This is a genomic window from Alcaligenes sp. CHO6, from assembly GCF_037120595.1.
In the GTDB taxonomy this organism is placed as follows: domain Bacteria; phylum Pseudomonadota; class Gammaproteobacteria; order Burkholderiales; family Burkholderiaceae_B; genus Alcaligenes; species Alcaligenes ammonioxydans.
The window spans coordinates 180,156-194,082 of record NZ_JBANCI010000005.1 but is presented as its reverse complement, the minus strand read 5'-3'; the positions used below and the strand labels follow the sequence as shown (position 1 = coordinate 194,082).

The window sequence follows — 13,927 nt, the reverse complement described above, 5'->3', positions numbered from 1 at the left end:
GACGGTAGCGGTAAAAAAAGCACCTGGCCCGGGGAGTGCCTGAGATTCGATCTCAGCCTGAAGCTGGTCCCGCCCATTCAAGGCCCAGACAGGCATCGGGTTAGCGCTCGTTCAAGCTTAATCAATTACTATCAGGAAATAAACAGCCCTATTTTCATTAGATACTTTCTTATTAGGAAAGCATGGATACTATTCAGAGCCTGCGGGTGTTTCGTGAAATCGTCGCCGCTGGCAGTTTTGCGGCAGCGGCTCAGCGTCTGGACATGTCAGCGCCGATGGTCAGCAAGCACCTGGCCAACCTGGAAAAACAGTTGGGCGCCCGGCTGCTTCATCGCAGTAGTCGTCGTTTGAGTCTGACCGAGCTGGGGCAGACTTACTTCGATTATTGTTTGCAGGCACTGGACACGCTGGAGCGCGGGCAACAAGCCTTGTCGGGCTCCGCGCATCAGCCGCAAGGAGTGCTGCGGCTGACTGCCCCAGTGTGGTTTGCAAACCGCAAAGTGGCGCAATTGCTACAGGATTATCAAACACGCTTTCCTGAGGTGACGCTGGAGCTGAGCTTGAGCAATCACAAGGTGGATCTGGTGGCGGAAGGATTTGACCTGGCCTTGCGCGTCATGCGCGAACCGGCCCCCCATCAGATCGCCCGCCTGATTTGTCCCACCCCTTTTCATCTAGTGGCCAGCCCTGCGTTTGTGGCCCGATACGGCATGCCCCGTAACTGCGCGTACGTGATGCGTTTGCCTGCCATCAGTCCCAGTTACTTGCAGCAGCCCAGTTTCGAGTTTTTGGGGCCGGACGGGCCGGAGTCCTTACGTCTGAATCCTTTTATGCGTTCTGACAATACGAATCTGACCTATTACTGCGCTTTGGGTGGGGCAGGTTTGGCTTACTTGCCGCAATGGCTGGTGATGGACGACCTGGAGTCCGGTCGCCTGGTTCGTCTCTTGCCCGATTACCGTGAAGAGCTGCAACAACTGCATGCAGTCTATGCCAGCCGGCGCTATTTGACGCCTAAAGTGCGCAGTTTTATCGACTTCTTGCTCGAAGAACTGGCCGAACCTGCCAAGTGATGGCTCACAACACGCTAAAATGCTTTTGTCTCTATCTTTTTCATACTCTGTCATGTCGGCCAATAACGATAATCGTCGCAATTTTGTGCGCTTTTCCCTGGAACAGGGAGTGCTGCGCTTTGGGGAGTTCAAGGTCAAGTCTGGACGCTTGAGCCCTTACTTTTTTAATGCCGGCCTGTTCAATACCGGACGCAGCGTGGGGCAACTGGCCCGCTTTTATGCCCAGGCCCTGCTCGATTCGGGCGTGTCCTTTGACATGTTGTTTGGCCCCGCCTACAAAGGCATTCCATTGGCAGCGGCTACGTCCATCGCCCTTGCCGAGCACCCTCAAATCGGTGAGCGTGACGTGCCCTTTGCCTTTAACCGCAAAGAGGCCAAAGATCACGGTGAAGGCGGCACCCTGGTAGGCGCTCCTTTGCAAGGCAAGGTGGTGATTATTGATGACGTTATTACTGCCGGCACCTCGGTGCGTGAATCCATGCAGATCATCAAGGCGGCTGGTGCGCAACCTGCTGCAGTCTTGATCGCACTGGATCGCATGGAGCGGGCGGGCAATGATCAGGAACTGTCCGCTCATTCGGCAGTTCAGGAAGTAGAGCAGACCTACGGTATTCCAGTCATCAGCATTGCGTCTTTGGCGGACATCATGGCGGTGCTGGCAGATGACACCACGCTGGCCGCTCATGCTCCTCAGGTCAAAGCCTACCGGGATCGTTACGGCGTCTGATCGTCACACGCAGGTTTGTGTCGGTACTGCACAAAAAAACACCAGGCCCAGGCCTGGTGTTTTTGTATCCGCTCAGCACTGCATCCAGATTCAGGCATCCAGCTTTTGCTTGAGCATTTCATTGATCTGCTGCGGATTAGCCTTGCCCTTGGCCACTTTCATGACCTGACCGACCAGGGCATTGAAGGCTTTGGGTTTGCCGGCACGGTGCTGCTCAACGATGCTCGGATTGGCGGCCAGCACCTCATCGACCATGGCGGCAATAGCGCCCACATCGTTGATCTGCTTGAGGCCGCGTGCTTCGATGATGGCATCCACATCGCCATTGAGTTCGCCATCCCATTGCGCGGCAAACACGTCGCGGGCAATCTTGTTGGAGATGGTGCCGTCGGCAATACGGGCAATCAACTGGGCCAGTTGGGCCGGGCTGACTTTGGATTGTTCAATGCCAATTTCCTCGCGGTTCAAGGCGGCGGACAGCTCGCCCAGAATCCAGTTGGCAGCCAGTTTGGCATTGCTCTTGGCGCCTGCTTGCAAAATTGCCTCAAAAAAGTCGGCGGTTGCACGGTCCACGGTCAGTTGCGAGGCGTCGTAGCGACTCAGCTCAAACTCCTGCTCGAAGCGGGCCAGTTTTTGTGCTGGCAGCTCGGGCATGTCCTGACGAACCTGCTCGATCCACTCTTCGCTGATAAACAGGGGGGGAAGATCCGGGTCGGGGAAGTAGCGGTAATCGTGGGCATCTTCCTTGCTGCGCATGCTGCGGGTTTCGTCGCGGTCGGAGTCGTACAGGCGGGTTTCCTGGATGACCTTGCCACCGTCCTCGATCAGTTCGATCTGGCGGCGTGCTTCGTATTGAATGGCACGCTCCAGAAAACGGAAGGAGTTGATGTTCTTCAGCTCACAACGGGTGCCAAATTCTTTCTGGCCTTTGGGACGGACTGACACGTTGGCGTCCACGCGGAACGAGCCTTCTTGCATATTGCCATCGCAAATGCCCAGCCAGACCACCAGGCTGTGCAAGGCGCGGGCGTAGCCCACCGCTTCGGCGGCCGAGCGCATTTCGGGTTCGGACACGATTTCCAGCAGCGGGGTCCCGGCGCGGTTCAGGTCGATCCCGGTACTGGATTCGCCGTGGGGGCCCCGGAAGTTTTCGTGCAGGGATTTGCCGGCGTCCTCTTCCAGATGGGCGCGAGTCAGATTAATGGTCTTTTCTTCGCCGTCCAGCATGAAGCTGATGGTGCCGCCACTGACCACCGGGATTTCCATCTGGCTGATCTGATAGTTCTTGGGCAGATCCGGGTAGAAATAGTTTTTACGCTCGAATACGGAGCGTCGCGCAATGCGTCCGCCCACGGCCAGGCCCAGACGAATCGCCCGTTCAGCTGCGCCACGGTTAAAGACGGGCAAGGCGCCGGGCAACGCCATGTCCACTTCATTGGCTTGTGTATTGGGCAACGCACCAAAACGGGTGCTGCTGCTGGAGAAGATTTTGGATTCGGTCGAGAGCTGGGTGTGGGTTTCCAGCCCGATCACAATTTCCCATTCCATTATTGTTGTCCTGGTTGACGTTGATGCCAGTCGGTGACTTGCTGGAAGCGGTCGGCAAAGGCCAGCAACTGGCCTTCACGGAAGTAGTTGCCAATGATCTGCAGGCCGATGGGTAAGGGGCGTTCGCCCTGACTGAAGCCGCAGGGAACGGACATGGCAGGCAGGCCAGCCAGGCTGACTCCCAGCGTATAGACGTCGCCCAGCCAGTCGGTGGTGGGGTCCTCGATGGTGGCGCCCAGCTTGCGACCCAGAGCGGGCGTGACAGGGCCCAGAATCAGGTCGCACTGCTCAAAGACTTTCTGGAAATCGTCCACAATCATGCGGCGCACGCGTTGAGCTTGCAGATAGTAAGCGTCGTAGTAGCCGTGCGAGAGCACATACGTGCCGACCAGAATGCGGCGCACGACTTCAGGGCCAAAGCCTTCCGAGCGGGAACGCGAGATCATGCTGTTCAGGTCGGTGTACTGGCTGGCGCGGTGGCCAAAACGCACCCCGTCAAAGCGCGACAGGTTGGTCGAGGCTTCAGCAGGGCTGATGACGTAATAGGTGGGAACCGACAGTTCGGTCAAGGGCAGTTGCACCGTGACGCGTTCCGCACCCAGGCTTTCGTAGGTTTTCAGCGCGGCCTCGATCGCATCGGCGATGGCCGGGTCCAGGCCAGGACCGAAGAACTGCGCAGGCACTCCAATGCGCACGCCTTTCAGGGGCTGGCTGCCTTGCGCGTCTTGCTGCGACTGGTGCTGTTCAAATTCCTGACGAATACGGGCTCCAGTATTGGGCTGATCGTCGCAAAATTCCAGGCTGGTGGCGTCTTGCGGGTCAAAACCACACATGGTTTCCAGCAAATCCAGCAAATCGCGCGCGTTGCGGGCGATGGGGCCGGCCTGATCCAGGCTGGAGCCGTACGCGATGATGCCAAAGCGCGAAATCGTGCCATAGGTGGGTTTGATGCCGCTGACGCCGCACAGGGCGGCGGGCTGGCGAATGGAGCCGCCCGTATCGGTGGCGGTTGCCCCGGCGACCAGGCCTGCGGCCACTGCGGCAGCAGAGCCGCCTGAGGAGCCGCCGGGAACCATGGAATGATCCCAGGGGTTGCGCACCGGGCCAAATACCGAGCTTTCATTGCGAGAGCCCATGGCGAACTCGTCACAATTCAGTTTGCCCAGGGAGACTGTGCCGGCTGCCTGCAGCTTGGTGACGACCGTAGCGTCAAAGGGGCTGAGGTAGCCTTGCAGCATTTTGCTGCAGGCGGTGGTCTGCCAGTCCTTGGTGACAAACAGATCCTTGTGTGCGATGGGGATGCCGGTCAGTGGGCCGGCCTTGCCCTGGGCAATCAGTGCGTCTGCGGCATCGGCCTGGGCCAGAGTCAGGTCAGGGTCCTGCTGAACAAAGGCGTTAAGCGCTTTTTGGCGGGCGCTATTGTCCAGCGCATGCTGGGCCAGCTCGCGGGCACTGACGGTTTTGTTGTGCAGAGCGTGGCGTAGCGCTGCAATCGTCGCGAATTCAGGGGTAAAAGACATGGTTTTGCTTTATTCGATGACCGTGGGCACCAGAAACAGGCCATCCTGCTCGGCGGGGGCGTTGCGCATCATGGCCTGGCGGCTTTCGACCGTGCCGGACGGCAGAGCCTTGTCCTCGCGCAGGCGCAGACTGATCTGCTGGCGGGCGGACAAGGGGTGGGCCATTGGCTCAACGCCTTGAGTATCAACGGTTTGCAAAGTCTGGATCAGGCCCAGGATGCGCGTCAAATCGTGCTCGACCTGGGAGGCTTGTTCAGCAGAAAGATCAAGGCGCGCCAGTTGCGCTATACGGGCAACATCCTGTTCAGTGATAGACATGTGGGTGGGTACTGGAAAATGAGTAATAAAAAAAAGCGGAAATCTGTCAGTTAAGGACAGTTTGGCACTTTTACAGCAAATGCGGGGGTTACAGAACTTAACTGACCATTAAAACAGTCCTAATGTAGAGCAATTATAAGTTATCATTGACCGTTTCCTTCCCAGGTATTTTTGAATTCGTTGCCTGGTTCTTGTGCCTGTCGTTCTACGCTTGAGTTCCGCGCCGAATTTACCTGCCTTTTTTCCCCAAACACTTTACACTTTGCGCGCCCATGTTCGGATTCCTACGCAGTTACTTTTCCAGCGATATGGCAATCGACCTCGGTACGGCCAATACCCTTATTTATGTACGCGGCAAGGGTATCGTACTGGATGAACCGTCCGTTGTAGCCATCCGCCATGAGGGCGGACCTAATGGTAAAAAAATCATTCAGGCCGTCGGGCAGGAGGCCAAGCAAATGCTGGGTCGGGTGCCTGGCAATATTGAAGCCATCCGGCCCATGAAAGATGGCGTGATTGCGGACTTTACCGTCACCGAGCAGATGCTCAAGCAGTTCATCCGCATGGTTCACCCACGCAGCATGTTTGCTCCCAGCCCGCGCATTATCGTGTGTGTGCCGTGTGGTTCGACCCAGGTGGAGCGCCGTGCCATCAAAGAATCCGCATTGGGTGCCGGTGCCAGCAAGGTCTATCTGATTGAAGAGCCCATGGCCGCCGCAATCGGTGCGGGCCTGGCGGTCTCTGATGCCAGCGGTTCCATGGTGGTCGATATTGGTGGTGGTACCACCGAAGTGGCCGTCATCTCCCTGGGCGGTATGGTTTACAAGGGTTCGGTGCGTGTTGGTGGCGACAAGTTCGACGAAGCAATTATCAACTACATCCGCCGTAATTACGGAATGCTGATTGGCGAACCCACGGCCGAGCTGATCAAAAAAGAGATTGGCTCTGCTTTCCCCGGCACCGAAATTCGTGAAATTGAAGTCAAGGGTCGCAATTTGTCCGAAGGGGTGCCACGTAGTTTCACCGTTTCGTCCAACGAGATTCTTGAATCGTTGACCGACCCCCTGAATCAAATTGTCTCTGCGGTTAAAACTGCGCTGGAACAAACTCCTCCTGAGCTGGGTGCGGACATTACCGATAAAGGTATTGTCCTGACCGGCGGGGGTGCCCTGGTTCATGACCTGGATCGTCTGTTGCAAGAAGAGACCGGCCTGCCTGTGGTGGTGGCTGAAGATCCTCTGACCTGCGTGGTACGGGGTTGCGGCGAGGCTCTGGAACATCTGGAGCGTCTGGAGTCCGTATTTATTTACGATTGATCTTTGCTTGGGCTCCACGGCGTGGTCTGCCAGTGGAAGGCAAGCGATCGAGTGTTTGAGTAATGCGAGAACAAGGCTCCATCCGGCTATTTAGGCGCGGCTCATCCGCTGAGCTGCGTCTGGCCGCTCTTTTGGTGCTGGCGGTGGGCTTGTTGATTACGGATGCGCGTTTTGCGGTGCTCGAACCGGTGCGGCAGGCTGTCGCTGCTGTTCTGTACCCTTTTCAGCGTGTCATGCTCGCTCCCCGTGATCTGGTCACTTACTTCAGCAGCTGGACGGATGCGGCCTCAACTGCCCGTTCCGAAAAAGAAGCCTTGCAACGCCAGCGTATCGAGCTGGCTCAGCTCTCCACCCATGCCGCCCAGCTGTCTGCCGAAAACGAGCAATTGCGCCGTCTACTGCAGGTGGCTGATGCCGTGACGCAACCGTCGGTAGCCGTGGAAGTGCTGTATGAGCCGCCCAACGGGTATGCCCGCCATCTGATCTTCAACAAAGGCTCTTCCAGCGGCATTCGCCCGGGCATGCCGGTAATTGATGAGGGCGGGGTGGTGGGCCAGGTGGTGCGTGTCACGCGCTTTACCTCAGAGGCGGCCTTGATTACCGACGACAAGGTGTCGGTACCGGTGCAGGTGCTGCGCAACGGCCTGCGTCTGATCGCTTTTGGGGGCAATCCGGGCGGCAAGGTGGAAGTGCGGTACCTGACCAGCGATGTGGATCTGGAGCCCAACGACACCCTGATTACCAGCGGGATCGGGGGCTTGTTTCCTGCCGGCTTGCCCGTGGGTATCGTCAGCAGCATTGAGCGCGATGACGCCTCGGGCTTTGCCCTGGCCTTGGTCACGCCTTTGTCGCATCCTGAGCGCTACCGCCATTTTCTGATTTTGCTGGTGCCCGAGAGCGAGCGCCCGCTTGAACAGGACGAAGCCCATGACGCGCCGCGTTGAGTCCCCCGACACATCCAACCGCACAAACCGGGCGTCCAACCTGAGCAGCCTGCAGCCCATCGACAGCAGCCCCTTCTCGCGCGCGTCCAGCCCCTGGCTGGTCTGGGGATCGATTCTTTTGATGTGGCTGGGCTCCATGTTGCCTTGGCGACTGTTGCCGTTTGCACCGGACCTGCTCATGCTGGTGCTGGCTTTTTGGGCGGTCCATGAGCCACGTCGTGTCCCCATGTCCCTGGCGTTTTTTCTGGGCATTTTGGTTGATGTACACGATGGCAGCCTCTTGGGCGAGCATGCGCTGACCTATATTCTGGTGGTGTACGGCGCCTTGCTGTTACGCAAGCGCATTTTGAATTTCGGCATGTGGACCCACTTTTTGCACATGGCAATCGTCATGCTGCTGGCCCAGTTGCTGGTGCGCGTCCTGCACGCCTGGCTGGTGGGGGAGTGGTCCGGCTGGCAGTGGGCGGGCGGCACTTTGCTGACCGCCGCCCTGTGGCCCCTGGCCGATAGCGTGCTGTTCCTGCCGCAGCGGCGTCTGGACGAGTCCGACTCCGGTTCGTCCTGACGGGATGGGCGGCCATGTTTGAATTCAAAAAAACCTCGCATCAGTTGCGCCAGCGCATTCTGTTTCGTGCGCTGGTTGCGGCTGTTCTGGCTTGCGTTCTGCTCGGGGTGCTGGGCGTGCGCCTATGGTATTTGCAGGTGGTGCGCTATGAAGGTTTTGCTGCCCGAGCCGATCAGAACCGTATTGCCGTCATCCCGATCACTCCCCGACGTGGCGAGATTCTGGACCGCAATGGCGAGGTTCTGGCCCGTAATTATCGCGACTACACCTTGTCGGTGGTACCGGCCAGCCTGACGGAGCCGGTCGATGACATGCTGGATCGTGTCGGGGAACTGGTGGCGCTAAGCCCCCGTGACCGTCGCCGATTCAAGCAGGGTGTGGCACAAAACAGCCGGTATTCCGAAATCTTGCTACGTAATAATCTGAGCGATGATGAAGCCGCCTGGTTTGCGGCTCATGCCTTCAAGTTTCCGGGTGTGAACTTGCAGGCTCGCTGGGTGCGCGAGTATCCGCAGGGCGAGGTAGCGGCGCATGTGCTGGGTTATGTGGGGCGCATTTCGGAGGCCGATCAACAGCGCCTTGAGGAAACGGGTCAAACGGGCAACTATCGCGGCACGCAGGTGATCGGCAAAAAGGGCATTGAGAAAACCTGGGAAAAAACCCTTCATGGCCGGACCGGCATCGAGGAAGTGGAAGTAGCGGCTTCGGGTCGGCCCGTACGCACCTTAAGCCGTGTGGACCCGGTGCCAGGTGCCAGCCTGCGTTTGTCTTTGGATATCGGCCTGCAGAAAATGGCCGAGGGCCTGTTCGCGGGACGCCGGGGTGCTTTGGTAGCCATTGAACCCAGCACCGGCGAGGTGTTGGCCTTCGTTTCGGCCCCTTCGTTTGATCCGAACTTGTTTATTGACGGTATTGACGTGGAGAACTGGCGCAAACTGAATGATTCGCCCGATCACCCACTGATTAATCGTCCCTTGTATGGCACCTACCCCATCGGCTCTACGTACAAGCCCTTTGTGGCTCTGGCTGCTCTTGAGACAGGCAAGCGCAAGGCAAGCGACCGTATTTCCGACCCCGGCTATTTCGAGTTTGGCGGGCAGCGTTTCCGCAATGCAGGGGGGGCGGTGTATGGTTCTACCGATATGCACCGTGCGCTCGTGGTGTCCTCGGATACGTATTTTTATTCCCTGGGGCCGGAAATCGGAGTCGACAATCTGCACGACTTCATGAAACAGTTCGGCTTTGGACAAAAGACCGGGATTGACCTGGACGGTGAGCGGCAAGGCATACTGCCGTCGACTGAGTGGAAGCGTAAGGCCTATCGCAAACCTGCCCAGCAGCGCTGGTATGCCGGAGAAAGTATTTCGGTGGCAGTGGGGCAGGGCTACAACTCTTTTACCGTGTTGCAGCTTGCTCATGCCACCGCGGTGCTGGCCAGCAATGGCATCGTCAGGCCACCGCATTTGGTTACCCAGACCCTGAACCCCCATGATCCGGAAATTGAACAGCCGGTGCGCATTGATGCCAAGCTGATTCCCTTGAAGCAGGCGAATGTGGACGTCATCAAGCGCGCGCTGGTGGATGTCGTGCGTCTGGGAACCGCCCGCCGCGCTTTTGCCGGGGCAGCGTATCAGGCCGCCGGCAAGACAGGGACCGCTCAGGTCTTTAGCTTGCGAGGCGCCAAGTACAACGCCAACGCCATTGATGAACGCTTGCGTGATCACGCCTTGTTCATGTCTTACGCGCCGGCCGACAACCCCAAGATTGCGGTTGCCTTGATTGTGGAGAATGCGGGTTGGGGCGGATCAGTGGCTGCGCCTATTGTGCGCAAGGTTTTTGATTACTGGTTGGTGGAGCGAGGGCAGATGCAATGAAGCGGATTTTGCAACTGGGCCTTCGCGCCGTCTCCGCCTTTGACTGGCCTTTGTTGCTCCTGCTGGTCTTGATGGCCGCGCTGGGCATGACGGTCATGCATTCGGCAGTGGGCGGGACTGACTGGCGTTTTGCCGATCAGGTGCGCAATTTCCTGCTGGCATTTGGGGTAATGTGGGTGGCTGCCCTGATCCCGCCAGCGATGTGGATGAAGCTGGCGCCAGTGGTGTATTCCGTGGGCGTGGTGTTGCTATTGGGTGTGGAGTTTTTTGGCGAAACCAGCAAAGGCGCAACGCGTTGGCTGGACCTGGGGGTGGCGCGGATTCAGCCCTCTGAAATGCTCAAGATTTCCGTTCCTTTGATGCTGGCCTGGTATTTTCACCGTTACCAGCGGCCCAGAATGACCCTGCTGGATTTTCTGGTGGCCGGCATTTTGCTGATGATCCCTTTTTTGCTGATCGTGCGGCAGCCGGATTTGGGAACGGCTTTGCTGGTGTTCGCCGCTGGCTTTTGCGTGATTTATTTTGCGGGCCTGTCCTTCAAGCTGATTGTTCCCATCGTGGTGGTACTGGTGCTGGGCATCAGCGCCTTGCTGTATTACGAAGACTATATTTGCGTGCCCGATCTGGATTGGGTCGTTTTGCACGACTATCAGAAACACCGGGTTTGCACATTGCTGAATCCGGGCAGTGACCGCTTGGGCCGCGGGTTTCACACCATCCAATCCATGATTGCGATTGGTTCGGGAGGCGTGTACGGCAAGGGTTACATGATGGGCACCCAGTCTCATCTGGATTTTGTGCCCGAGCGCACGACCGACTTTATTTTTGCTGTATTTGCAGAAGAGTTCGGGCTTTACGGCGGCATCATGCTGCTGGTCTTGTATGCCCTGCTTATTTTGCGTGGCCTGTCGATTGCCGCAGGAGCGCATACCCAGTTCAGTCGTTTGCTGGCGGGTTCCATGGCCATGATGTTATTTGTCTATGTGTTTGTAAACATAGGCATGGTGACGGGGATTTTGCCCGTGGTGGGTGTGCCTTTGCCCTTCCTGAGTTATGGCGGTACGGCGTTGATGACCCTGGGCGTGGCCTGCGGGATGTTGATGAGTATCAGCAACGATAAACCGGCCCGCCCGGCCTAAGGGCGTTGACGGCGGACTATTGTTGCAGACTTGGCCGGGGGCCAGCCAAGCCCCCGGGCCCTGTCAGCTCAAGATCAATTGCTCACTGTTCTTGCCCTGATACAAACCGAGCAGCAGCTTGCGGACAGGGGCCGGCAAGGCTGTTTGCTCCAGCGATTCATGATCATGCCATTGTTGGCCTGCAGTCGGCTCTGCCAGGAGAGTCTCATCTACGTGCAGCAGCCAGGGCGTGATGTGCAGCTTGAAATGCGAGAACACGTGCTGGAATGAAGCCAGCGCCACAGCTTTCTTACCGGACCAGCGCAGCGCGGCAGCGTGCAGGCTGCTGGCATCGTCAAACTGGGGCAGGGTGAGCAAACCACCCCAGATGCCCTTGTCGGGTCGCTGCTCCAGCAGAACCTGACCATTGAGCTCCAGAATCAATAGATGGGCATAGCGCTCGTCCTGGCGGATACGCTCTTTGGGGCTGGGTAGATCGGACTGCACCTGATGGGTGTGGGCATAGCAGTCGCTTTGCAGTGGGCAGAGGCTGCAGGTGGGCTTGCTGCGGGTACAGCATTGCGAGCCCAGGTCCATCAGGCCTTGTGTGTAGGCGGCCATGTCCAGATCGGCCGGGGCCAGTTCCACCATCTCATCGGCCTTGGCCCATAAGGCATTTTCTACGGCCTTTTTCTGCGTGGGACCATAGATCCCGAAATAGCGTGTAAAAACCCGTTTGACGTTACCGTCCATGATGGGGCTGCGTTCGCCAAAGCAGAATGCAGCGATGGCACAGGCAGTAGAGCGGCCTATGCCTGGCAGGGTGGCTAGATCAGCGGCGGTGGCGGGAAAGCGGCCCCCCCACTTTTCCATGACCTCGCGGGCACAGCGGTGCAAATTGCGGGCGCGGGCGTAGTAGCCCAGGCCTGCCCAGTAAGGCATGACCTCGTCCTGCTCGGCCGCAGCCAAATCCTGAACGGTGGGGAAGCGTTCCAGAAAGCGCGCATAGTAGCCCAGCACCGTGGCTACCTGGGTTTGCTGCAGCATGATTTCGGACAGCCAGACGCGATAAGGATCTTGCGTGTTTTGCCAGGGGAGATGGTGGCGGCCGGAAGTTTTTTGCCAGGCCACCACTTTTTCGGCCAGGTTTTGGGGGCAGGGTTGGGGAAGTGACATCAATATTGGGTACTACGGGTAACAGACCAGCGAGCTGCCAGTGCGCCCAGAATGGCGACCAAAACCGCAGCCGTCAGTAAAAGAGAAAATTCCGGCAGCCGGAGCGTAAATTGCACGCCGTAGCTTTGGGCCAGGCTGGAGAGCGCCTTGTTCAGGGGCGTTAGCGCCAGCAGGGCCAGTCCACACGCCAAGGCGCTGGCCAGCAAGCCTGTCAGCGCGCCCATATATAAAAAGGGGCGGCGCACGAAAGCCTCGGTTGCCCCCACGAGGCGGGCCACGGCAATTTCTTCACGCTGGTTCAAGGCTTGCAGGCGCACCGTATTGAACACGGTGGCAATGACCACCACGCCGACGCCGGCCATCAGAATCCACAAACCGATGCGGATAAAGCTCAGAATCGCGGCAAGGCGTTGCACCCACTCACTGTCGAGCAGCACGCTATCGACTCCCTCACGGCCTTGCAGGGCCTGGGCAAGCGAATCGGCACGCGTCACCAGATCCGGGGTTTCATGCAGCGTCAGCACAATAGCGTGGGGCAAGGGATTGCTGGGTAGCGCGCCCAGGGCTTGTGTCCAACTGGGGTTGCTTTGCAGTTGCTTCAGAGCCTGCTCTTTGCTGACCAGCCGTATGTTGGCCAGATCGCTCTGAAATTCTTTGCCCAATGCCTGGCTGAAGACCTGAGCCTGCTCCAGCGTGCTGTTCTGTTTCATGAACACGGTCATTTCGGGCGAGGTGGGGATTTCGCGCACGACCGGTTGGGCGGCCAGCAGGATGCTGGCACCCAGAACCGGGACAGCCAGGGTCAAGGCAATGACCAGCAGATTGGACAGCGATGAAAAGGGCTGCACTTTGAGGCGACGCAGGGCGACCAGAAAGGCATATTGATGGTGACGCAGCCAGGTTCTCATGCCAGCACTCCTGGGTGATCGGAAAAGCGGCCATCCTGAATCAACAGGGTACGACGGGCGTAGCGGGCCATGAGGTTCAGATCGTGCGAGGCGATCAGGGTTGTGACCCCCACCCGGTTAAAGTCCATTAAGACGTCCATGATACGTTTGGCATTATCGGCGTCCAGATTCGCCGTGGGCTCGTCAGCGATCAAGATGGCTGGCCGATTCACAATGGCGCGCGCAATTGCCAGCCTTTGCTGCTCTCCGCCGGACATTTCCACCGGCTTCAAATCTTCTTTGCCGCGCAGGCCAACTTTTTCCATCGCAGCCCGGGCCCGTGCCTGGGCGATGCGAGGCTCCAGCCCCACGACTGCCAGTGGCAGCAGTACATTGGCCAGGGCGCTGCGATCTTGCAGCAAATGTGTATCTTGCAGCACTACGCCCACCGCACGTCGCAGGTAGGGCCGCGCACGCGCAGGAAGTTTATCCAGCCGGTGCCCGTTGACCTGGACAGAGCCCCGACTGGGCAGCTCCAGACCACCGATCAGGCGCAGCAAAGTGGATTTCCCTGCTCCCGACGGGCCCGACACAAAAATGAATTCGCCGTTATCAATACGGAAATTAATATCGGCGAGAATATTTTTACTGCGGCCATACGATTTAAAAACGTGTTGGAACTCGATCATCGCGACGCACAATTAAAGAGGAGTCTGCTTGGAAAGCCCCCGGCAAAAGAGGGCGGGAGCCCGCATGAAAATGTCGGCGTAGGTCAACGCAATTATCAGGCTGTCAGAGGGAAACCCCCGATTTGTGTTTGTACAGACTGGTTCTACGATTGGACACCACAGCTTAGCTGCA

Annotated in this window: 13 protein-coding genes; 7 read left to right on the top strand and 6 right to left on the bottom strand. The window is 58.1% G+C overall.

Features of this window, described 5'->3' with window-relative positions:
* Positions 1–182 precede the first annotated feature (182 nt).
* Together V6936_RS16185 and pyrE are read left to right on the top strand one after the other, a co-directional pair.
* A complete protein-coding gene (locus V6936_RS16185) occupies positions 183–1,073 on the top strand; it encodes a LysR family transcriptional regulator (protein WP_336580124.1) in 891 nt (296 codons plus the stop codon).
* Positions 1,074–1,125: 52 nt separating this feature from the next.
* Positions 1,126–1,800, top strand: a complete 675-nt coding sequence (pyrE, locus tag V6936_RS16180; RefSeq protein ID WP_003801955.1) for an orotate phosphoribosyltransferase — start codon at positions 1,126–1,128, stop codon at positions 1,798–1,800.
* A gap of 90 nt (positions 1,801–1,890) precedes the next feature.
* On the opposite strand, the gene gatB is transcribed toward pyrE, so the two are convergent.
* The 3 genes from gatB to gatC are packed head-to-tail and all read right to left on the bottom strand — an operon-like array spanning position 1,891 to position 5,186.
* A complete protein-coding gene (gene gatB, locus V6936_RS16175) occupies positions 1,891–3,348 on the bottom strand; it encodes an Asp-tRNA(Asn)/Glu-tRNA(Gln) amidotransferase subunit GatB (RefSeq protein WP_003801953.1) in 1,458 nt (485 codons plus the stop codon).
* Entirely contained in the window at positions 3,348–4,868 is a 1,521-nt protein-coding gene (gene gatA / locus V6936_RS16170) for an Asp-tRNA(Asn)/Glu-tRNA(Gln) amidotransferase subunit GatA (RefSeq protein ID WP_003801950.1), read from the bottom strand. Before gatA ends, gatB begins: the two co-directional genes overlap by 1 nt.
* Before the next feature lie 9 nt (positions 4,869–4,877).
* Entirely contained in the window at positions 4,878–5,186 is a 309-nt protein-coding gene (gene gatC, locus V6936_RS16165) for an Asp-tRNA(Asn)/Glu-tRNA(Gln) amidotransferase subunit GatC (protein ID WP_003801948.1), read from the bottom strand.
* 272 nt (positions 5,187–5,458) lie between these two features.
* Here gatC and V6936_RS16160 point away from each other — a divergent pair, with 272 nt between their 5' ends.
* The 5 genes from V6936_RS16160 (at position 5,459) to rodA (ending at position 11,024) form a co-directional block, all read left to right on the top strand.
* A complete protein-coding gene (locus tag V6936_RS16160; RefSeq protein ID WP_003801946.1) occupies positions 5,459–6,502 on the top strand; it encodes a rod shape-determining protein in 1,044 nt (347 codons plus the stop codon).
* Between the two features lie 62 nt (positions 6,503–6,564).
* The gene (mreC, locus tag V6936_RS16155; RefSeq protein ID WP_131070922.1) at positions 6,565–7,446 is read left to right on the top strand and encodes a rod shape-determining protein MreC; all 882 of its coding nucleotides are present in this window, start codon (positions 6,565–6,567) and stop codon (positions 7,444–7,446) included.
* Positions 7,430–8,011: a rod shape-determining protein MreD gene (mreD, locus tag V6936_RS16150; RefSeq protein ID WP_081050064.1), complete on the top strand. Its 582-nt coding sequence runs from the start codon at positions 7,430–7,432 to the stop codon at positions 8,009–8,011. The genes mreC and mreD overlap by 17 nt, the downstream gene beginning before the upstream one ends.
* 14 nt (positions 8,012–8,025) lie before the next feature.
* A complete protein-coding gene (mrdA, locus tag V6936_RS16145) occupies positions 8,026–9,885 on the top strand; it encodes a penicillin-binding protein 2 (protein WP_003801940.1) in 1,860 nt (619 codons plus the stop codon).
* Positions 9,882–11,024: a rod shape-determining protein RodA gene (gene rodA / locus V6936_RS16140; RefSeq protein ID WP_003801938.1), complete on the top strand. Its 1,143-nt coding sequence runs from the start codon at positions 9,882–9,884 to the stop codon at positions 11,022–11,024. Before mrdA ends, rodA begins: the two co-directional genes overlap by 4 nt.
* Positions 11,025–11,087: 63 nt before the next feature.
* On the opposite strand, the gene mutY is transcribed toward rodA, so the two are convergent.
* The 3 genes from mutY to V6936_RS16125 are packed head-to-tail and all read right to left on the bottom strand — an operon-like array spanning position 11,088 to position 13,755.
* On the bottom strand, positions 11,088–12,179 hold the full coding sequence (gene mutY, locus V6936_RS16135) for an A/G-specific adenine glycosylase (protein WP_336580123.1): 1,092 nt from the start codon (positions 12,177–12,179) through the stop codon (positions 11,088–11,090).
* Complete coding sequence (locus V6936_RS16130; RefSeq protein ID WP_003801933.1) at positions 12,179–13,087, bottom strand: cell division protein FtsX; 909 nt, start codon at positions 13,085–13,087, stop codon at positions 12,179–12,181. The genes mutY and V6936_RS16130 overlap by 1 nt, the downstream gene beginning before the upstream one ends.
* Positions 13,084–13,755: a cell division ATP-binding protein FtsE gene (locus V6936_RS16125; protein WP_003801931.1), complete on the bottom strand. Its 672-nt coding sequence runs from the start codon at positions 13,753–13,755 to the stop codon at positions 13,084–13,086. The genes V6936_RS16130 and V6936_RS16125 overlap by 4 nt, the downstream gene beginning before the upstream one ends.
* Positions 13,756–13,927: the final 172 nt, after the last annotated feature.

Excerpts from the sequence above, each read along its gene's own strand:
- mutY (WP_336580123.1), bottom strand. The coding sequence starts at position 12,179 with ATGTCACTTCCCCAACCCTGCCCCCAAAACCTGGCCGAAAAAGTGGTG.
- mreD (WP_081050064.1), top strand. The coding sequence starts at position 7,430 with ATGACGCGCCGCGTTGAGTCCCCCGACACATCCAACCGCACAAACCGG.
- rodA (WP_003801938.1), top strand. The coding sequence starts at position 9,882 with ATGAAGCGGATTTTGCAACTGGGCCTTCGCGCCGTCTCCGCCTTTGAC.
- V6936_RS16130 (WP_003801933.1), bottom strand. The coding sequence starts at position 13,087 with ATGAGAACCTGGCTGCGTCACCATCAATATGCCTTTCTGGTCGCCCTG.
- mrdA (WP_003801940.1), top strand. The coding sequence starts at position 8,026 with ATGTTTGAATTCAAAAAAACCTCGCATCAGTTGCGCCAGCGCATTCTG.
- gatA (WP_003801950.1), bottom strand. The coding sequence starts at position 4,868 with ATGTCTTTTACCCCTGAATTCGCGACGATTGCAGCGCTACGCCACGCT.
- gatB (WP_003801953.1), bottom strand. The coding sequence starts at position 3,348 with ATGGAATGGGAAATTGTGATCGGGCTGGAAACCCACACCCAGCTCTCG.
- gatC (WP_003801948.1), bottom strand. The coding sequence starts at position 5,186 with ATGTCTATCACTGAACAGGATGTTGCCCGTATAGCGCAACTGGCGCGC.
- pyrE (WP_003801955.1), top strand. The coding sequence starts at position 1,126 with ATGTCGGCCAATAACGATAATCGTCGCAATTTTGTGCGCTTTTCCCTG.
- mreC (WP_131070922.1), top strand. The coding sequence starts at position 6,565 with ATGCGAGAACAAGGCTCCATCCGGCTATTTAGGCGCGGCTCATCCGCT.
- V6936_RS16160 (WP_003801946.1), top strand. The coding sequence starts at position 5,459 with ATGTTCGGATTCCTACGCAGTTACTTTTCCAGCGATATGGCAATCGAC.
- V6936_RS16125 (WP_003801931.1), bottom strand. The coding sequence starts at position 13,755 with ATGATCGAGTTCCAACACGTTTTTAAATCGTATGGCCGCAGTAAAAAT.
- V6936_RS16185 (WP_336580124.1), top strand. The coding sequence starts at position 183 with ATGGATACTATTCAGAGCCTGCGGGTGTTTCGTGAAATCGTCGCCGCT.